Source organism: Spiroplasma endosymbiont of Nomada rufipes, from assembly GCF_964277355.1.
In the GTDB taxonomy this organism is placed as follows: domain Bacteria; phylum Bacillota_I; class Bacilli_A; order Mycoplasmatales; family VBWQ01; genus Spiroplasma_E.
On the sequence record NZ_OZ195517.1, the window covers coordinates 814,662 to 835,011 of the forward strand.

Sequence of the window (20,350 nt, forward strand, 5' to 3'; positions counted from 1 at the left end):
CGTCTAAGAACTAATGATACTTGGATCATATCATCATAATGTTCGTTTCCCAACAACATCTAGATAATTAGCAATATTAGTATCCATACGAGCAACTGGTGCATCTTGTGTAAAGCCATCTCATGTATTATTAGTTTTTATAATATTATCCTTAAATGTTGCATTAATATTAATACCTTGTCTATTGTTTCAACGATTTTCTTTAGTTTTATCAAATCAACTTTTCATTTTTTCAACAAAGCTATTAATTTTCGTATCAGTTGGATCAAGAGGACTTGAACCAAATATATCCTGTAAATTTCAATGAATTAAACTCGAGTTATTATTAAAGTATAAATTATAATCTCATCAAGTTGCATCACCAAGGCTACCAGTACCTCCAGTAAAGGCTGTTAATGCATCATTTAAATTAAAAGTAAGAGTTGTATTTGGAGTATATTTTTGTAGTAAAAAACCAGTTTGTAAATAATCAAGATAAGGAGAATCAGATAATCCACCTGGACGCTCAGATAACGGTGCTAAGTCTTTTCACTGATAAGTATCTTTTCTATGATTTTTAAATGTTTTAATTATATTATAAGTTGATTCATCGCTTTTAGGTTTATCTTGCTGTTGATATGTGATACCTGGCGTTTGAATAAAATGAATACCACCAGTATCAATAAAAATGCCAACTCCAGGTCCATTATTAACTGCAGCATCAGGAAGTTGTGGTCCTTTTATATCTTTCATATAAACTAAATCATTATATTGGCTAGTACCATCTTTACCTTTATCTTTAATACTATCACGGTCTATATAAGGAATTAAGTCATCTAAACCCTTTTCCTTGTCAGTTGGTGAAGTAAATTGTGTTAATTTATATGGTTGAATACCATCAACATTTTTACCAACACCTTCAGCACTAGTTACATAACGATATAAGTAATAATAAAAAGGACTATTCTCTTGTGAAGATTTAGTAATATCCATTAATCCTAAATCACCAGTTTTACTAACATCAGTAGTAGCGGCCCCTTTTTCTTCAGTGAATGTTTGATCAAAACCATTAGTTCTAATATTCTTTAAAATTTCATTAATTTTAGTTTTATTTTGAGAAAACTGAGAAGCACTAATCTTTTCTTGTAAAGGTTTAGCAGTAGAATCAAAAGGAATAACAATTTGACGAGTTCAAATTAATTCTTGATTTCTTAACATTACTTTAGCTATTTTAGATTGATTATCACTTAATAAGCCATCAATAGTATTGTATGAATCTGTTTCATAATTACTATCATTCTTATCATCACTAGTTTTTACAACAAGGAAACTAATATTAACACCAGTTCATGTTTTAGCAGCTTTAACAGCATCATCTAATTGTTTAAAATCAGTAAGATCAGGATTTAAACTATTGGCATTAGCAACAACTCAAATTTTGCTAGAATATTTACCAGCATAAGTAATACTTGTTTTACCATTAATGTATTGTTGTACACTATCATAAGTACCATTTGGATTGTTTTCACTCTTTACTTGTTCTCATAAATCCTTTAATCAAATATTAATTTCATTTTGATTGTAGTATTTATAACCCTTATAATTACTAGTAACATAACTACGTTGAATAATACCTAAAGCACTCTTTTTTAAAATATTATCAATGTAAGTATTAACATCATCATCGACCAATACTTTCTTTCATTGTTTTTCTCATGAACGACCATATTTTGCTTGTAATGATTTTATTTTATTTTCCATCTCAGATTGAGCTGCTGTCAAAGCAGCAAGATAATCATCTTTATATTCTGGAGTATTTTTTAAAATTGAAAGATTAATATATTGATTAATATCAGTATATAATGTTTTACCTCATCCACTATTGGGATTATTTAATAAGTAATTAAAAAAGGTGTCAGTCGTAGTACTTGTATCTATAAAAGCACTATTTCAGTCGAAAACATTAGTTGTGCCTCTTTCATTTGAATTATTACAAGCTATAATAGACATAGTTGATGTTGATGATAACATGAAAGCTGCAACTAAGGCAAGAATATTGCGCACTTTATTCACTCCTTTTAATTAAATCTATAGCAAAAAAAGATTTTTTAATTTATTTTACTAAGATATCTTAACATAAAATTTATATTTAAGGGATAGTTTTTTCTAATTAATTTTAAAATGAAATAACTAATTACCAATTATTTATTTGCTAAATTGTAAAGGTAAGTGCAACTAAATTATTTTTCTATCCAAATATTCGATTGGTGAAAGATAATTTAATATTTTTCTCGGTCTTTGATTTAAAGAAAATATAAATTTATGAACTTCATTTTTATTAGTTTTTGAAAAAATAAATTTTTTAGGAAATTTTTCTCTAATTAAACCATTAGTATTTTCATTAGTACCTCTTTGTCAAGGTGAATATGGATTGGCAAAATAAATTTTTACATCTAAATTTTTTTCAAGTTGTTGTCAATTTGAAAATTCTTTGCCACGATCAAAAGTAATAGTTTTAACAATGTTTTTAGGAAGAATTGATAAATAATAACTGACATTTTTATTAATAACTTTAGTAGTTCTGTTTTTAACTAATATTGCTAAAGTAAATCGTGATACTCTTTCAACTAAAGTTATTAAACATGATTTGCTTTTACCTCGTGATGATACTATAGTATCTCCTTCTCAATGACCAAGTGTTATACGATCATTAACATTTATATCTCGTTCTTTAATTGATTTACCATTAAACTTGCCACGATTCTCTTGAGATTTTCGTTTTTTACCTTTTCTTCTTAAATTTTTACTAGTAACTTTATCAAGCATTCCAAAATAAATTCAAGTATAAATTGTTTTAAAACTAATAACTCATTGTTTATGAAAATTTTTAATTCTGCCATAAATTTGTTCAGGTGATCAACCTAATAGTAATTTTTGTTGTACATATTTTACTAAATTCTTATTTTTAAACTTATGAAAACTAATATGTGATTGTTTTCGATTTTCAGCTTTATTTTGTGCAATTAATGAAAAATAATGATTATTATCTTTATTTCTATTAATTTCTCGAATAATAGTACTAATACTTCGATTAAGATTTTTAGCTATTTCACTAATTTTAAATTTAAATTTCAATTGATTCTCAATATAAATCCTTTCATCTATGCCAAGATGTTTATAACTCATATAAAAACTCCTTACTTTTTTCTAAACTAAATTTAGCATTATGAAATTTTTATATGAGAATTTTTTGCAATTTTATTTACTTGCACTTACAAGTATAATTCAGCATTTTAAGAAAATTAGCACAAAATTAAGTGTATAATCATTAGTATAAGTATATTATATTTGGTGTAATGATATAGGAGTAAATATGAATAAAAAAATAAACATTAATGATAATACCTTTAAAACTGATTTTCCCTTTTTTAAAAATAATCCTGATTTAGTTTATTTAGATACAGCGGCTTCTTCACTAAAACCACAAATAGTTATTGATGCTGTTAGGGATTATTATGAAAAATATTGTATTAATCCACATAGTCAAGATTATCAAATTGCTGTTAAGGGAAATGATATATTTGAAGATACTAGAAAAACAATTAGTAAATTTATTAATAGTAACGAAAACGAAATAGTTTTTTGTCCTTCAGCAACTTTTGCTTATAATCAAATTGCTTTTGGCTTAGAAAAATATTTACAAGAAAATGATGAAATTTTATTAACAACTTTAGAACATAGCTCATTACTCTTACCATTTTATCGTTTGATACAAACTAAAAAAATTAAAATAAAATTTATTGAAACAAATAAACAAGGAGTCATTACTGTTGAAAATTTAAAAAAAGTTTTAACACCTAAAACTAGAATAGTTGCTTTTGCAAATATTAATAATTCTTTAGCAATAAAAAATGATACTGAAACATTAACTAATTTTATTAAAGAATATGGTAAAAAAAATGTTAAAAGTGATAATTGAATTTTTAAAAATATTTTAGTAATAATAGATGGTGCACAATCAATAGGACATATAAAAACCGATGTTAAAAATTGAAATATTGATTTTTTTGGATTTTCTGGTCATAAAGTTTTTGGTCCAACTGGAATCGGTGTCTTTTGAGGAAAAAACGAATGATTAAATATACTAGATCCACTAATATTGGGTGGAGGCATGAATGGTGATATTTATGAAAATGGTAAATTTAACTTATTAGATAGTCCTTATCGTTTTGAGGGTGGAACACAAAATATTGCGGGTGTATTTGGGCTAGGTGCAGCTATTAAGTATTTATTAAACATTGGTATTGAAAATATTAGAAATCATGAAATTTTACTAAAAAAATACGCAATTGAACAATTAACAGCGCAGTTAGGAAATAACATTGAAATTTATAATATTGATGGCAATAGTAGTAACATAATATTTAATATTAAAAAAGTATTTGCACAAGATGTTGCTAATTTTTTAGGAACACAAAATATATGCGTACGCAGTGGAACTTATTGTGCTAAATTATTACCTAATATAATTAACGCTGAAGTAACAATTCGTCTTAGTTTTTACATATACAATTGCAAAAAAGATATTGACTTATTAGTAATAGCTTTAAAAAAAGGGATTAATGAAGGAGGAGATTTTTTAAATGAATTCTTTTAATAACAATCAAGACTATTATCGCAAACTAATTGTTGAACACTATAGTAATCCAAAAAATAAAGGTTTTAAAAATTTACCAAATAGTTTGACATATCATCAAAACAATGAATCATGTGTTGATAATTTTCATGTTGAAATTTCTATTAAAAATAAAGTTATTAATAGCGCACGCTTTACTGGAATTGGGTGTGCTATTTCAACTGCAGCAACCGATCTTTTTTGTATTTTAATTGAAGGTAAAACAATATCACAAATAAAAGAAATTATTATTAATTATCAAGCAATGTTATCAGAAAAGCAATTTAATGATAAAATAATTGAAAATATGATTGCTTTTAAAAATGTACCAAGACAACGTAATCGAATTAAATGTGCCCTTATTGGTATTAATGGTATTAATAAAATAATTGAGAAAGAATGTGAAAAAAATGGAAATGGAAATTAAGGATAAAATTAGTTTAAGAACCATTTATTTAAAAAAATTAAAAAATGTTTCTAAAAATAATTATCAAAAGTGAAATAAAATTATTTTCAATAAATTTAATGAATCACATTATTTTAAACAAAATAATGTATTTGCTCTTTATAATTCCTTACCATATGAAGTAGAAACTAAAGAAATTATTGAATTATTATGAAAAAATCTAAAACAAGTTTGTTTACCAAGAATGAATGGTGAGCATTTGGAATTTTACTTTATTAATAGTTGAAACGATATCGTATTTGATAATGATTTTAAAATTGGACAACCAAGTTTAAATTGCCAAAAAGTTATAGGAAGTCAAATTGATTGTATGTTAGTACCATTGATTGCCTTTGATAAAGATTATTATCGTATTGGTTATGGTAAAGGTTTTTACGATCGTTATTTATCTAAAAATAAATTTAACTTTAGTAAAATAGGACTTGGTTTTGCTATTCAAAAAATTCCTTATATAATTAATCACGATAATTGAGATATACCATTAGACTATATTTTTACTAATTAATATTTTAATCTAAAAATTAAATACACTAATCAATAAGCTGAATTATGCTTGTAAGTGCAAGTAAATAAAATTGCAAAAAATTCTCATATAAAAATTTCATAATGCTAAATTTAGTTTAGAAAAAAGTAAGGAGTTTTTATATGAGTTATAAACATCTTGGCATAGATGAAAGGATTTATATTGAGAATCAATTGAAATTTAAATTTAAAATTAGTGAAATAGCTAAAAATCTTAATCGAAGTATTAGTACTATTATTCGAGAAATTAATAGAAATAAAGATAATAATCATTATTTTTCATTAATTGCACAAAATAAATCTGAAAATCGAAAACAATCACATATTAGTTTTCATAAGTTTAAAAATAAGAATTTAGTAAAATATGTACAACAAAAATTACTATTAGGTTGATCACCTGAACAAATTTATGGCAGAATTAAAAATTTTCATAAAGAGTGAGTTATTAGTTTTAAAACAATTTATACTTGAATTTATTTTGGAATGCTTGATAAAGTTACTAGTAAAAATTTAAGAAGAAAAGGTAAAAAACGAAAATCTAAAGAAAATCGTGGCAAGTTTAATGGTAAATCAATTAAAGAACGAGATATAAATGTTAATGATCGTATAACACTTGGTCATTGGGAAGGAGATACTATAGTATCATCACGAGGTAAAAGCAAATCATGTTTAATAACTTTAGTTGAAAGAGTATCACGATTTACTTTAGCAATATTAGTTAAAAACAGAACTACTAAAGTTATTAATAAAAATGTCAGTTATTATTTATCAATTCTTCCTAAAAACATTGTTAAAACTATTACTTTTGATCGTGGCAAAGAATTTTCAAATTGACAACAACTTGAAAAAAATTTAGATGTAAAAATTTATTTTGCCAATCCATATTCACCTTGACAAAGAGGTACTAATGAAAATACTAATGGTTTAATTAGAGAAAAATTTCCTAAAAAATTTATTTTTTCAAAAACTAATAAAAATGAAGTTCATAAATTTATATTGTCTTTAAATCAAAGACCGAGAAAAATATTAAATTATCTTTCACCAATCGAATATTTGGATAGAAAAATAATTTAGTTGCACTTACCTTTACAATTTAGCATTTTAATAAAATTAAAGTATTAATGTCATAAATAACTAGTTATTTATTGGTATAATAAACAATGTAGGTGAAAATATGGCATTTTTTAAAAATTTAAAGACAAAATTATTTGGTCAAAAGACAACTAAATATGATCAGGGCCTTAAAAAGTCAAGAACATTATTTGCATCTAAAATTAAAGCATTAGCAGCGCGTTATCATCAACTTGATGAACAATATTTTGAAGAATTAACTGAAGTATTAATTTTAGCAGATGTTGGATACAAAATGGCAGAAACTATTACTGATGAAATTCGTCATGAAGCTAAAATCCAAAAATTAACAAAACCAAAAGATATTAATGATATTATTATTGATAAAATGTTTGTTATTTATACTGATGGTCAGTTGGTTTCTACAAGATTAAATTTTAGTAGTAATAATATTTCGTTATTTTTAGTTGTTGGTGTTAATGGTAATGGTAAGACAACATCAGCAGCTAAATTAGCAGCTAAATTAAAAACACAAGGTAAAAAACCAATTCTAGTTGCTGCTGATACTTTTCGTGCTGGTGCAGTTGAACAATTGCAAATTTGAGCAGAAAGAATTGGTATTCCTTGTTATTTAGGAACACCAAAGCAAGATCCAGCTAGTGTTGTTTATGCTGGAATTGAAGCAGCTAAATCTGAAGGTTGTGATGTTATTATTGTTGATACAGCAGGGAGATTAGAAAATAAAGTTAATTTGATGCAGGAGTTAAAAAAGATTAATAAAATTATTACTCAGAAATTAGGACATGAAGCTAATGAAACATTGTTAGTAATTGATGGTACAACTGGACAAAATGGTATTAATCAAGCGCAAGAATTTATGAAAATTGTTTCTTTGACTGGCATTATTTTAACAAAAATGGATGGCACTGCTAAAGGTGGCATTATTCTTGCTATTAAGGAAGAATTAGATATTCCTGTTAAATTAATGGGTTTTGGTGAAGGTATTAATGACTTGGAAGAGTTTGATTTAGATAAGTATATTTTTAGTTTAACAAGTAATTTGTTTGTGGAGTATGAAAATGAATAGTTTAAAAAAACAAGTTTTATATTATAGTTTATTTGCTTTTTATAATACATTATTAACAGCAAAACAAAAACAATATTTTACAAATTACTTTATTGAGAATTTATCTTTACAAGAAATCGCTGATTTACAAAAAGTATCACGAACGGCTGTTCATGATAGTCTACAAAAAGTTATTATTTTATTAAATAAATATGAAAGTAATTTGCATCTTTATGAAAAATATAAACAACGACAAGTAATATATGAAAAATATACGGAAAAGTATAATTTTATTAAAGTTTTACAAGAAATTGATAAAATAGAATAAAGCAGGTGGAAATTAATGAAGATTTTAATAATTGGTGATATTTACAGTATTGTTGGTAGACAAATGGTTAAATATTGAATTCCTAAAATAAAAAAGGAATATGAAAATCAATTTAAGATTGATTTAGTAGTTGCGAATGGTGAAAATACTACTCATGGTAAATCATTATGTAAAAAACACTATGATGAATTAAAAAATGCTGGTATTGATATTATTACTACCGGTAATCATATTTTTGGTCATCCTGATGTTGCTAAGTATATTAATACAACTCCCGATTTATTGCGTCCTTTAAATTATAATCCTTATCATCCAGGTAATGGTACAATTTTAGTTAAAGTTGGTAATAAAAAAGTACGTGTAACAAACTTAATTGGTCGTACTTTCATGGATAAATCTGATAATCCTTATTTTGCTCTTGAACAACTTATTACGATTGATAAACAAAATAGTGAAGAAAAAAGTGACATTCATATTATTGATTTTCATGCTGAAGCAACAGCGGAAAAGTTATCTTTTGCTTGAAATTTTGATGGTCAAGTTACTTGTGTGGTAGGAACTCATACTCATGTTCAAACAGCAGATAATCGTTTATTACCAAAAGGTACTGCTTTTATTAGTGATGTTGGAATGACAGGTCCGTTTTATTCTATTATTGGTGCTAAAGCTGAAGAAGTTATTATTCGTGATAAAAAAAGTATGCCGGCAAAATTTAGTCCAGCTGATGGTGAAGGTCAATTTTCAGCTGTTTTATTAACTATTAATGATGAGACAAATAAAGCACAAAAAATTGAACGTATTTTTATTCATCCACAAGCACCTAATTTTAAAATTTACGAATAATTACAAATATAGGAAGGGACTAACTTTAACATGATATGAAACAATGCTAATTTTTTTACTGATAAAAATGGTTTATATTCGATTTTAATTGGGATTAGTATATTAATTATTTTAATAATTTTAAGAATTTTATTAATGGCAAAAATTAAAGATAATGTTCATGTACAACAAGCTGCTGAAATACGAGAAAAGGTAATTATTTTACGTGATGGTTATGAAGTAAAATTATTTAAGCAAATGGTTGATAAAAGTACAGTCATTATTATTGGTGCTCATGGCTTGCAAGGTCAAAAAGATGATTTTAAATTATTAAGTTCTTTTTGTAAAAAATCACAACTATCTTTAATTACTTATGATCGAAGAGGTAATGGTAAAAATGGACAAGATTGAAAATTTAAATCATTAGGTACTGATATTAATGATTTAAAAGATATAATAAGTGCAGTAAAATCTAAATATCCTAATCAAAAAATTATTATTTTTGGTGAATCATTAGGCGCAGCTATTGCTAGTCATGCTGTTAAAAATAATTCACAAGTATCAGCATTAATTACTAGTAATTTAGTAACTAAAAAAAATCTTTATCAATTTTCATTAAGTTTTATTATTTGTTTTTGTTTTGCTTTTATTTTTAATTCTAATATTCAAATGCCAATCTATGTTGAAAATCAAGATATTTCTAGTAATAATGCTCATATTACTAATATAAATCAAAGATATAGTAATCGTCAAAATTGATCATTACGTTTTTTACTACAATTTAAAAAAATTAATAAAAAAAGTATAATGGAAATTAGTAATTCAAAACTTCCAACGTTAATCTTGCAAAGTGCTGATGATGTATTTAGTGATTTTCATCAACTTAAAATTAATAAAAAATATTGGAAGAAACATCATAGTTATGTTTTTATTTTTGATGGTAAACATGCTTTAATTAATGAACCTAATATTAAAGATATATTTGATAATGAAATTATGCCATGAATTACAAAAAAAATTTTACTTGAGAAAGGTTAAAAAATATGAAATTAATACCTAATATTACCCATCTTCTTTTTACTAGTGAGTCTGTTGCTCCTGGTCATCCTGATAAGATTTGCGATCAAATTGCTGATGCAATTTTAGATGCTTTTTTAAAACAAGATCCACATGCCAAAGTAGCATGTGAGGTTTTTATTACTACAAATTTTGTTTTAATTGGTGGTGAAGTTCATAGTCATGCTCAAGTTGATTATCAAGCAATTGCGCGAAAAGTTATTACTGAAATTGGTTATATAAATGATGAAATTGGATTTAATGGTTTTACTTGTGAAATTAAAGTGTTAATTCATGAACAATCACCTGATATTTTACAAGGTGTTGAATTAAAAAATCATCAAATTGGTGCTGGTGATCAAGGAATAATGTTTGGTTATGCATGTCAGCAAACATCAGAATATATGCCATTAGCAATTGTTTTAGCACATGAATTAATTAAACGATCTACAAAATTACGAAAGGAAAAAAAATTTAAGTATGCACTTCTTGATATGAAAGCGCAAGTTACTATTGATCAAGAAGACCCTAAAAATTTAAAAATACATACTATTTTAATGAGCATTCAACATCAAGCAAATTATGATGAAAAACAATTTAAAACATTTATTCATAAAGAAATTATGCAATATATTGCTAATAAATATCATTTAAATCTTGATTTTAAATATTTAATTAATCCAACTGGTAAATTTGTAATTGGTGGACCTGCTGGTGATACTGGTTTAACAGGAAGAAAATTAATGGTTGATACTTATGGTGGAGCTGCTTGTCATGGCGGGGGAGCTTTTTCAGGAAAAGATCCCACTAAAGTTGATAGAACGGGTGCTTATTATGCTAGGTATATTGCTAAAAATATTGTTGCTGCTAACTTAGCAAAGATTTGTGAAGTACAATTAGCTTATGCAATTGGAACTCCTGAACCAATTGCAATATTTGTTAATACTCATCAAACTATTATTTCCGGTTTAACAGAGGCAAAATTAACAGAAATAATTTATCAAGTCTTTGATTGTTCTGCTAGTGCTATGATTGATAAATTAGAGTTATTTAAACAAAATTATCAACAATTATCAACTTATGGTCATTTTGGTAGAAATGATTTACAATTACCTTGAGAGAAATTAGATAAAGTTAGTTTATTGAAAACTTATTTATCAAAAAAATAAGATGGGGAGAGATATTTTATGTTTTTAGAAGTAATAGCTACATATTTAAAAGATATAGAAAAAATTAATAATTCTTTAGCTAATCAAGTTGAACTTTGTACTGCTATGGAATTTGGTGGTTATACTCCAAATTATGAATTGATTGCTGAAGCATGTAAAATTTCATTGAAACCAGTAATGGTTATGGTCAGAAATAATAATAATGGTTTTAATATTACTGATAATGATTTTAAAATCTTTAAAGAGATATTGAATTTATTAAAACAACTCATGCATCAGGTATTGTTTGTGGTATTTTAACTAAAGATAATAATATTGATGTTGAAAGAATGAGTGAAATTATTAAATTAGCAAAGCCTTTAAAAATAACTTTTCATCGTGCTTTTGATGAAATTTTTAATAAAAAACAAGCTTTAGAACAGTTAGTAAAATTAGGTGTTACTACAGTTTTAACTTCTGGTGGTCAAGATAATATTGTAAATAATATTAATAAATTTAAAGAATTAAAGAAATTAAATTTACCAATAAAAATTATTGCTGGTGGTGGAGTTAATTTAGAAAATGTTAATGTTTTATTAAAAAATGGTATTAATGATATTCACGTTGGAAAATGTGTGCACGAAGATAATAATTTTAATAATCCTATTAATTATCAATTAATTAATAATATTAAAAATATGGCATAAATAATAAAAAGTTTTATAATAGATAAGATTAAACATTTAACAAGGTTACTGTTCTTTTAATACAAAAGAACAGTAACCTTTATTGATGGTTTATTATTATAATTAGTTGCATTGATTTCATTTTTATTAGATTCTAAAGAACATTGTTTTGTTAAAATTTTTTCTACTTTTGTATGTTTTTGTTTTTGTGCTCTTATTAAAGCAGTTTCACCACGTAAATTTATTTTATTAATATCAGCACCATTGGCTATTAATAAATCAACTACATTTAAATGGCCATTTTTAGCGGCCTTTGTTAAAGCAGTATTGCCAAATTTTGTTTTATGATTAACATTAGCACCGTTTGTTATTAAAAGATTAACTATTTCTGTGTGACCTTGTTCAGCAGCTAATAATAAAGCTGTATCATCATTTTTGTTTATATAATTAATGTTAGTACCATTTGTTATTAAAAGATTAACTATTTTTATGTAACCTTTTTTGGTAGCTAATAATAAAGGTGTATCATAATCTTTATTTATATAATTAACATTAGCACCGTTTGTTATTAAAATTTTAACTATATTTTCATGACCTTGTTCAATAGAAAGTGTTAAAGCAGTATCTTTTGTGTTATTTATATGATTAACATTAGCACCGTTTGTTATTAAAAGATTAACTATTTCTGTGTGACCTTGTTCGGCAGCTAACATTAAAGCAGTATCTTTTGTACTATTTATATGATTGATATCAGTATTATTTTCTATTAAAAATTGAACTATTTCAATGTGACCATAATCAGCGGCTGTTATTAAGGCACCCTCCATATCGAACTTATTGTTATCAGGATTAAGTAGTAAAGTTTTAACTGTTTGTAAGTCACCTTCTTCAATAGCTGTTAAAAATTTATTTTTAGGCATTTCTTTATCTTCCTTTTCTAAAGCTGAATTATACTTGTAAGTGCAAGTAAATAAAATTGCAAAAAATTCTCATATAAAAATTTCATAATGCTAAATTTAGTTTAGAAAAAAGTAAGGAGTTTTTATATGAGTTATAAACATCTTGGCATAGATGAAAGGATTTATATTGAGAATCAATTGAAATTTAAATTTAAAATTAGTGAAATAGCTAAAAATCTTAATCGAAGTATTAGTACTATTATTCGAGAAATTAATAGAAATAAAGATAATAATCATTATTTTTCATTAATTGCACAAAATAAAGCTGAAAATCGAAAACAATCACATATTAGTTTTCATAAGTTTAAAAATAAGAATTTAGTAAAATATGTACAACAAAAATTACTATTAGGTTGATCACCTGAACAAATTTATGGCAGAATTAAAAATTTTCATAAAGAGTGAGTTATTAGTTTTAAAACAATTTATACTTGAATTTATTTTGGAATGCTTGATAAAGTTACTAGTAAAAATTTAAGAAGAAAAGGTAAAAAACGAAAATCTAAAGAAAATCGTGGCAAGTTTAATGGTAAATCAATTAAAGAACGAGATATAAATGTTAATGATCGTATAACACTTGGTCATTGAGAAGGAGATACTATAGTATCATCACGAGGTAAAAGCAAATCATGTTTAATAACTTTAGTTGAAAGAGTATCACGATTTACTTTAGCAATATTAGTTAAAAACAGAACTACTAAAGTTATTAATAAAAATGTCATTTATTATTTATCAATTCTTCCTAAAAACATTGTTAAAACTAGTACTTTTGATCGTGGCAAAGAATTTTCAAATTGACAACAACTTGAAAAAAATTTAGATGTAAAAATTTATTTTGCCAATCCATATTCACCTTGACAAAGAGGTACTAATGAAAATACTAATGGTTTAATTAGAGAAAAATTTCCTAAAAAATTTATTTTTTCAAAAACTAATAAAAATGAAGTTCATAAATTTATATTGTCTTTAAATCAAAGACCGAGAAAAATATTAAATTATCTTTCACCAATCGAATATTTGGATAGAAAAATAATTTAGTTGCACTTACCTTTACAATTTAGCAAAAATAACTTAATTTACAAGTATTTTTGCATATTAAAGTTATATTGTAAAATATTTGGTTTTCATATATTATTAATTCAAAATCTTTATTGGTTTTTAAATTAACTTATTATTTTTAAGCGAGGTAAAAAATGAAAAACTTAGTAAAATTATTATCGATCTTAACAATATCAACACCAATACCATTATCAGTTGTTGCTTGTGATAATAACACAACACAAAAAACAGAATTAAAAGATAAAATTACTAAACTAACAACAAATATTACTGTAGATGTTAATAAAAGTAATAAAAAATTAGATACATTAATAAATAATACAATAGAAGTTAAAAACTTAAATCCAAAGTTAGGTAACCCTGTAATTAAATATTTTAGTGATAAAGAAGCTAAAAATGATATAACTGCTAAATTACAAAAAGTTGGTGATTTATATATAGTTATTACTAGCAATAGTAATGATTTGAATTATCAAGGTTCAACAGCACCAATTAAAATAAATATAAAAGAACAATCTGATAAAACTGATTTAAGTACTATTATTCAATTAACTGGTTTAGACATTATTGCTAATCCAAGTAAAAGTTATAAAGAATTAATTAGTAATATAAATAGTTTTGATGAATTTAAGTCAACACCATTAGCTGCTGGTTATCAACTTCAATTTTATAACGAAAATAATGAAGAAATAACAAACAATAAACAAGAACTTGAAAAAGTATCTAAAATAGTTGTCAAAATAAGTAGTAATTCAAATGATCCAAATTATCAAGGTTCAACAATGATTGATATAACTAAACAAACAATTATTTCAGATATTGATATGCAAAATTATTTTGCAAAGACAACTTTGCCATTCGCTTCATGAGCACCAGCAACTTCAACTAAAGAAACAATGAATAAACCAGAAGCAGTAACAGATGTTATAAATAAATTAAAAAAATTACAAAAAAATTCAGAATTAGATGTTAAAGTTTTATTAAAAGGTATGTATAAAGAAAAAATTGATTTTAATAAGCTTAGAAATGAAAATGAAATTTATGATAAAAATGAAAAGCCAGTACCTAATGATTGATTTAAAGATAAAGAATCAGATAAAGAAGCAAATGTATTGATTTTTTATGGTAATACAGAAACTGGTTATTTTTATCCTATAAAAATAAATATAAATTAATTTATTAAAATTTATGATAAAAAATAAACTCTCTTTTAATTAAAAGAGAGTTTTTATTATTTAAACTTTTTTATTTTTTTCTTTTAAATTTTGATGTTTATAGAACATTCTATTTTCAATACTTGCAATACGAGCAGTTGATTCACCAACATTAATATTAACAAATGCTTCATCAATTGCATAGATCTTTGCATCTAAGTTATCTAAATGATGTAAAATTTCAGCTTCTATTGTTTTTGGTAAGACAGGTGAACCATATTCATATTTACCATGACTAGCTAATATTAGATGCTGTAATAAAACTACGATTTCTTCGTCTAAGTTAATATTTAATTCCTTACAAGCAAGTGTAACTTGCATTGCACCTAATGAAATATGACCAATCATTTTACCTGATAGTGTATATGAACTAATAGGATTATTATTTAATTCAACCATTTTTCCATAATCGTGCATAATGATTCCTGCATATAATAGTTCACTATTAATATTACGATCATTATAAAGTGCTACTACTTGTTTTGCCATTCTTAACATTGTTACTGAGTGTCATAATAAACCGCTTTGAACAGCATGATGCATTTTAACTGCTGCTGGTCATTTTTTATAATCATCAATATTTTTTTTATTAAAACATTGGATTAATACTTTTTTTAAAATTGGATTTTTAAATTCCTTTATTGTTTGACTAATTTCAGTTCATGCTTCAATAATATTAATTGGTGCTTGTGTAAGTAATAAATCATAATATTCACTAGGATTAGTAATAATAGTTCAATTATTAATTTTTAGTTGTATTTCATTATTATAATTAATGCTATTTGCTTCAATTTTAATTACTTGTCCTATTGTTAATTGTTCAATAGTTTCTTTGCTTACGTCTCAAATTCTTGCTGAAATTGTCCCAGTTTTATCTTGTAATTGTAAGTTTAAATAATTAGTAGTGTTAGAAGCAACACCTTGAATTACTCGATTAATAATTACTACTAAACTTAAAACATTATTAGGTTTAATATCTTTAATTACAGTCATTTTTTAGTTCCTTTCTATCATTTTATATCTTTGATATTTAGATATTTGATAGCTAATTCTTCATACATTTTTCTCATTTTTAATTGTGCATAATTAATGGTTTTATCAACACAAACAAAATAGAATTTAATTTTTGGCTCAGTTCCACTAGGTCTAACAGCAAATCATGAACCATCACTGAAGTAAAATTTTAGTAAATTTTGCGATGGCATTCCATGTAAACCAGTTTGATAATCTTCAACTTTAATTGTTTTAATATTATTAAGTGTTGGTATTTTACTAGTTCTTAATGTTTCTAACATATTATTAATAGTATTTTGTCCTGTTTTGCCTTTTAAAATAAGATTAACAGTATAACAGTAATAATATCCAAATTTTTGATAAATATTTTCTAAAACATCAACTAATGTTTTTTGTGACTTTTGATAATATCAAGCCGCTTCTGCTGCTACTATTGCTGATTGAATACCATCTTTGTCACGAGTAATATCTTTAATAACATAACCATATGCTTCTTCAAAACCAAAAACAAAGTTAATGTTACGTTCTTTTTCTTTTAGCATTTCTGCACCAATTCATTTAAAACCAGTTAACGTTTTAATAACTTGACATCCATATGATTTAGCAATCATATCAGATAAATTTGAAGTAACAAATGTATTGTACATAACAGGATTTTTTGGCATTGTTTTATTAAGTTGATAATGGCTTAATAAATATTCTAATAAAATTGGTGCTATTTCATTACCTGTTAATAATACATAATCATTATTATGTTTTACAGCAATACCAATGCGATCAGCATCAGGATCATTTAAAATAATTAATGGTGCATCATGTTTTTTAGCATATTTAATTGCTAAATCAAATGTTGGTTTTACTTCGGGATTGGGCGACACTACACCTTTAAAATCAGGATCATAGTTAGCTTGCTCTGTTACTAAAATAATTTCATAACCGCATTGTTCTAAAATTGGTTTAACTCATTCACGACTAGTACCGTGTAGATTAGAAAATACAATTTTAAAGTTACGATTTTTAACTTGTGGATAAAACTGTAAATTTTTAATATCGTCACGATAATTATCTTCTACTGTTGAAGGCACTTCTTTAATTAGGTTAGTATCATAATCGAATGTTAATTGAAAATCATCAGGCAATTGTTCCATTTTATTGCTAATTATATTGGTAACATTAGGAAGAAATTGACAGCCATATTGATCATAAATTTTATAACCATTATATTCAGGAGGATTATGACTGGCTGTAATAACAATTCCAGCAAGAGCATTAACTTTTCTAATACTATATGAAAGTACTGGTGTTGGTCTTAAATCATTATTTTTAAATAAAAAAACAGGAATTTTATGTTTAGCTAAAGTTTTTGCTGTTAACATTGTAAATTCTGCTGAAAAGTGACGATTATCATGAGCAATAATAACACCACGAAGTAAGTCTTTTTCAGAAAAGGCAGATTTTAAATATTGAATAAATGCGACAGTTGCCTTCATAATAATAATTTCATTAATTCTGCCGGTACCAACTCCAGTAATACCACGCATGCCAGCTGTACCAAATTCTAAAGTTGTAGTAAAAGCATCTTCAATTTCACTTTTAGACATTGTAGTTAATTGTTTTTTTAAGTGTTGTGGTAAGTTTTGCTTTTTTCAAATCTCATATGTTTTTAGTACATTCATTATTATTTCTCCTTTATAATAAAAAATTAAGTTTATAGGTAAATCATACTATAAAATAAGAAGAAAATAAATTTTAGTAGTTAATCTAAACATAAACTTTGAATTAAATAATAAAAAATAAAATTATTAAAAATTTCAATTTCAATCTTTAATAATTTTATTTTATTTTTATATTGATTGTGAATTGGTTTTATTTAGAATTGTTATTGGTTGTTTGTCATTTTTAATAGAATTTATTGCTTTAATGTTTATTTTTTTATTTGGTTCTGAAGTTTTAATTAGTTTATATAATGGTACTTGTTTGTTATCTTTATTAAGATACTGATCACTAGTAATAGTACCAACAAGTTTTTCATTATTATTTAGTAATATTTCAGCAAGAGATGTTGTTATTGGTAATTGTGGTTTAATTTTTCTTGAATTTGTTGTTGTTTTTTCTTTTTCTGTTATAAGATTTTCTGATTTTTTACTATATAGCACTTCTAAATATCTCCTTTTTCAAATTAAAAATCTATTTACTTTAAAATAAAAGTAAATAGGTAAAAACTTATATTAATTTTAGGAAAATTATATCATAATATCTATATTAAATATAGATATTTTTCATTTATTTTTGTATTAGATAACTATTGTTTAATTAGAAATAGTTACCTCCTTAGAAGTTTTATAATTTAATTGTTTATAAAAAAATACATGTATATGAAATTAAATATTAATACTTATATAAGTGTTAATTATAATTTTCATCAAAAGTATTATTTTTTATGTTATTATATATTCATAATTTAATAACTGTTCAGTCCTAACATAGAGATATATCTATATTAGGATTTTTATTAAATTAAAGTTTTAAAGAAAAGGAAAAAAGATTAAAAGAAATTCCTAAAGATAAAACTAAAACAAATTAATTAAAGTAGCAGTAAACAATAGAACAGTTCTTGCTTATGCTTGAGACCCCAGATTAGTAAATAAGAAACATTGTGAGGTTGAGTTACAAATCAGTGAATATAAAAAATTTTGTTTTAAAAACAATTTCAGGACAATTATAAATAAAGATTACAAATGTAATCTTTATTTATCTCTTTATATTAATTTTAAGTTATTAATTTTTTTTATTGATTTTACTTGGAATTTCTTGTAAATGAGTTACAATTGTATTAAAGTTTTAAAGGAACTTTGGAACAAAATATTTTGGTTTTTTTTATAGACCTCGTTTAAATTTTTGTATTTAAATTAGGTTTTTTGTTTTATTATATCGTTTAAAGGAGTGAGAAATATGAAATCACAATTTTATAGAGATGGAATAATTTATTATGCAATGAATTTAGAAAAGTGAGCAAATGTTGAAAATAAAACTTACTTTATAAAATATCATGATGTGATTTTAAAATTAACTGATATCATTAATTGTTATGATTTAAAAAATATTTCTGAAGTAAAAGTTTATAAGTTCTTAGCAGATGCTTTTAATAGTCGAATTTTAAAAGAAGTAGGGGATAACTAATGAAAATTAATTTAGAAGAATGCACAAATAATAAAATAAAATATTTAGAATCATTACCAGAAAGAACTAATGGAATGTCTTTAGTTATGTATCCAGTAAATTCATGAGCAGAAATAGTTAATAAATGTGCTTGCAGTAATTGTAGTGATGAAGAAACAGCAGTAGTACTACAAACTAAAAAAGGTCCTAAAATATAAACCATTATAAAAAAATAAAAGCCGTAATTAATACGCCTTTTTTTATTTTATAATGGAGCGGGTGATGGGAATCGAACCCACGTCTTCAGCTTGGAAGGCTGTAATAATACCATTATACGACACCCGCAGTTATGTTAACCACCATGTATTTATATCATATTACTAAAATTAAAGTCAACTACTTTTGATAAACAAGTTAAAAAAAATTATTTTTTAATCTTTTTTTCAATATGTTTATTTTTTTTCTTTTTAAATAAAAGAAGTTTTTCTTTAAAGAAAAAAGAAACAATGACAAAAATAATTGAAGCTATAGCAAAAAAATGAGCAATTAATCATATAATTCAGAATTTATTAATGTTTAAACTAAAAAGAAAAGTTGTGCACAATATTGTGATAATTAGTGACAGTGTTAAAAATACTAATAAAATTTGTTTTTTATTAGTAACTCATATTGGCATAATAAAAATAAATAGAATTATACTAGTAATTGGTCAAATCATAATTTGAATTGAAGTATTCATAATTTTGGCAACAAATGAGTTTTGAGATTTAGGAAAAAAATTATTAGTCATAAACATTAGTCAAAATAAAAATAAAAATAAAGAAGCAATTGTTAAAGTTATTTTGCTAATTAATAAAATTTGTTTTAATTTATTTTTTTCCATTTCACTCACCATTTAATAATAAGTTTTGTAATCTGGCATTTTAATGCCAGATTACAAAAAAACCTAATTATAATACTTTATCATAAGTATACTAAAATATTTTAAAAAATATTATTCTTTGTTTTTTTCTTTTCTTTTTTGTTTTTTATGACTCTTAAAATCCATTATGACAAAGAAAATAAAAAGACCAATAATACTTACTAAAGAAATTACCATTAAAATAATTGCTCCAACATCCATGTT

21 protein-coding genes, 1 tRNA gene and 1 pseudogene are annotated in these 20,350 nt (G+C 24.4%); 15 read left to right on the forward strand and 8 right to left on the reverse strand.

All coding sequences use genetic code 4. The features are described 5' to 3' along the window. Window positions 1-3: 3 nt before the first annotated feature. Window positions 4-2,043 carry a hypothetical protein gene (locus ACICQF_RS04430; RefSeq protein WP_395472923.1) on the reverse strand — a complete coding sequence of 680 codons (2,040 nt, stop codon included), beginning with the start codon at window positions 2,041-2,043 and terminating at the stop codon, window positions 4-6. Window positions 2,044-2,214: 171 nt separating this feature from the next. Next, window positions 2,215-3,165 carry an IS30 family transposase gene (locus ACICQF_RS04435; protein WP_395472924.1) on the reverse strand — a complete coding sequence of 317 codons (951 nt, stop codon included), beginning with the start codon at window positions 3,163-3,165 and terminating at the stop codon, window positions 2,215-2,217. Window positions 3,166-3,352: 187 nt separating this feature from the next. Between ACICQF_RS04435 and ACICQF_RS04440 the strand changes: the two genes are divergently transcribed. From ACICQF_RS04440 to ACICQF_RS04485, 10 genes and pseudogenes are all read left to right on the forward strand, one after another. Next, window positions 3,353-4,636: an aminotransferase class V-fold PLP-dependent enzyme gene (locus tag ACICQF_RS04440; RefSeq protein WP_395472925.1), complete on the forward strand. Its 1,284-nt coding sequence runs from the start codon at window positions 3,353-3,355 to the stop codon at window positions 4,634-4,636. Beyond that, on the forward strand, window positions 4,623-5,081 hold the full coding sequence (gene sufU / locus ACICQF_RS04445) for a Fe-S cluster assembly sulfur transfer protein SufU (protein ID WP_174481014.1): 459 nt from the start codon (window positions 4,623-4,625) through the stop codon (window positions 5,079-5,081). The genes ACICQF_RS04440 and sufU overlap by 14 nt, the downstream gene beginning before the upstream one ends. Then, on the forward strand, window positions 5,065-5,625 hold the full coding sequence (locus tag ACICQF_RS04450) for a 5-formyltetrahydrofolate cyclo-ligase (protein WP_252319030.1): 561 nt from the start codon (window positions 5,065-5,067) through the stop codon (window positions 5,623-5,625). Before sufU ends, ACICQF_RS04450 begins: the two co-directional genes overlap by 17 nt. 140 nt (window positions 5,626-5,765) lie before the next feature. Continuing rightward, on the forward strand, window positions 5,766-6,716 hold the full coding sequence (locus tag ACICQF_RS04455; protein WP_395472926.1) for an IS30 family transposase: 951 nt from the start codon (window positions 5,766-5,768) through the stop codon (window positions 6,714-6,716). A gap of 100 nt (window positions 6,717-6,816) precedes the next feature. Continuing rightward, window positions 6,817-7,800 carry a signal recognition particle-docking protein FtsY gene (gene ftsY / locus ACICQF_RS04460; protein ID WP_338957770.1) on the forward strand — a complete coding sequence of 328 codons (984 nt, stop codon included), beginning with the start codon at window positions 6,817-6,819 and terminating at the stop codon, window positions 7,798-7,800. After that, on the forward strand, window positions 7,793-8,107 hold the full coding sequence (gene ylxM, locus ACICQF_RS04465) for a YlxM family DNA-binding protein (RefSeq protein WP_395472927.1): 315 nt from the start codon (window positions 7,793-7,795) through the stop codon (window positions 8,105-8,107). Before ftsY ends, ylxM begins: the two co-directional genes overlap by 8 nt. 15 nt (window positions 8,108-8,122) lie before the next feature. Further along, window positions 8,123-8,950: a TIGR00282 family metallophosphoesterase gene (locus ACICQF_RS04470; RefSeq protein WP_174480992.1), complete on the forward strand. Its 828-nt coding sequence runs from the start codon at window positions 8,123-8,125 to the stop codon at window positions 8,948-8,950. Between the two features lie 30 nt (window positions 8,951-8,980). Beyond that, entirely contained in the window at window positions 8,981-9,967 is a 987-nt protein-coding gene (locus ACICQF_RS04475) for an alpha/beta fold hydrolase (RefSeq protein ID WP_338957768.1), read from the forward strand. 11 nt (window positions 9,968-9,978) lie between these two features. Continuing rightward, complete coding sequence (gene metK, locus ACICQF_RS04480) at window positions 9,979-11,154, forward strand: methionine adenosyltransferase (protein WP_395473704.1); 1,176 nt, start codon at window positions 9,979-9,981, stop codon at window positions 11,152-11,154. A gap of 18 nt (window positions 11,155-11,172) precedes the next feature. Then, a pseudogene (locus ACICQF_RS04485) lies at window positions 11,173-11,840 on the forward strand (copper homeostasis protein CutC). Between the two features lie 56 nt (window positions 11,841-11,896). Here the strand turns inward: ACICQF_RS04485 and ACICQF_RS04490 are convergent. After that, window positions 11,897-12,739, reverse strand: coding sequence for an ankyrin repeat domain-containing protein (locus ACICQF_RS04490; protein WP_395472928.1), 843 nt, complete (start codon window positions 12,737-12,739; stop codon window positions 11,897-11,899). Between the two features lie 126 nt (window positions 12,740-12,865). Between ACICQF_RS04490 and ACICQF_RS04495 the strand changes: the two genes are divergently transcribed. Both ACICQF_RS04495 and ACICQF_RS04500 read left to right on the forward strand, forming a co-directional pair. After that, window positions 12,866-13,816, forward strand: a complete 951-nt coding sequence (locus ACICQF_RS04495; protein ID WP_395472929.1) for an IS30 family transposase — start codon at window positions 12,866-12,868, stop codon at window positions 13,814-13,816. A 155-nt stretch (window positions 13,817-13,971) separates the two neighbouring features. Continuing rightward, window positions 13,972-15,012: a hypothetical protein gene (locus ACICQF_RS04500; RefSeq protein ID WP_395472930.1), complete on the forward strand. Its 1,041-nt coding sequence runs from the start codon at window positions 13,972-13,974 to the stop codon at window positions 15,010-15,012. A 60-nt stretch (window positions 15,013-15,072) separates the two neighbouring features. Here ACICQF_RS04500 and ACICQF_RS04505 read toward each other — a convergent pair whose 3' ends face one another. The 3 genes from ACICQF_RS04505 to ACICQF_RS04515 form a co-directional block, all read right to left on the reverse strand. Further along, window positions 15,073-16,044, reverse strand: a complete 972-nt coding sequence (locus ACICQF_RS04505) for a 3'-5' exoribonuclease YhaM family protein (protein WP_395472931.1) — start codon at window positions 16,042-16,044, stop codon at window positions 15,073-15,075. A 14-nt stretch (window positions 16,045-16,058) separates the two neighbouring features. Next, window positions 16,059-17,741 carry a phospho-sugar mutase gene (locus ACICQF_RS04510; protein WP_395472932.1) on the reverse strand — a complete coding sequence of 561 codons (1,683 nt, stop codon included), beginning with the start codon at window positions 17,739-17,741 and terminating at the stop codon, window positions 16,059-16,061. 168 nt (window positions 17,742-17,909) lie between these two features. Continuing rightward, complete coding sequence (locus ACICQF_RS04515; RefSeq protein WP_338957756.1) at window positions 17,910-18,221, reverse strand: hypothetical protein; 312 nt, start codon at window positions 18,219-18,221, stop codon at window positions 17,910-17,912. Between the two features lie 796 nt (window positions 18,222-19,017). Here ACICQF_RS04515 and ACICQF_RS04520 point away from each other — a divergent pair. Together ACICQF_RS04520 and ACICQF_RS04525 are read left to right on the forward strand one after the other, a co-directional pair. Continuing rightward, a complete protein-coding gene (locus ACICQF_RS04520; protein ID WP_174481002.1) occupies window positions 19,018-19,245 on the forward strand; it encodes a hypothetical protein in 228 nt (75 codons plus the stop codon). Next, window positions 19,245-19,442, forward strand: coding sequence for a hypothetical protein (locus ACICQF_RS04525; protein ID WP_338957754.1), 198 nt, complete (start codon window positions 19,245-19,247; stop codon window positions 19,440-19,442). Before ACICQF_RS04520 ends, ACICQF_RS04525 begins: the two co-directional genes overlap by 1 nt. Before the next feature lie 53 nt (window positions 19,443-19,495). Here the strand turns inward: ACICQF_RS04525 and ACICQF_RS04530 are convergent. Further along, window positions 19,496-19,569, reverse strand: a tRNA-Gly gene (locus tag ACICQF_RS04530). 161 nt (window positions 19,570-19,730) lie between these two features. Between ACICQF_RS04530 and ACICQF_RS04535 the strand changes: the two genes are divergently transcribed. After that, window positions 19,731-20,123, forward strand: a complete 393-nt coding sequence (locus ACICQF_RS04535) for a hypothetical protein (protein WP_395472933.1) — start codon at window positions 19,731-19,733, stop codon at window positions 20,121-20,123. A 95-nt stretch (window positions 20,124-20,218) separates the two neighbouring features. Here the strand turns inward: ACICQF_RS04535 and ACICQF_RS04540 are convergent, their stop codons facing one another. Further along, a complete protein-coding gene (locus tag ACICQF_RS04540; RefSeq protein WP_255495923.1) occupies window positions 20,219-20,347 on the reverse strand; it encodes a hypothetical protein in 129 nt (42 codons plus the stop codon). Between the last annotated feature and the right edge of the window lie 3 nt (window positions 20,348-20,350).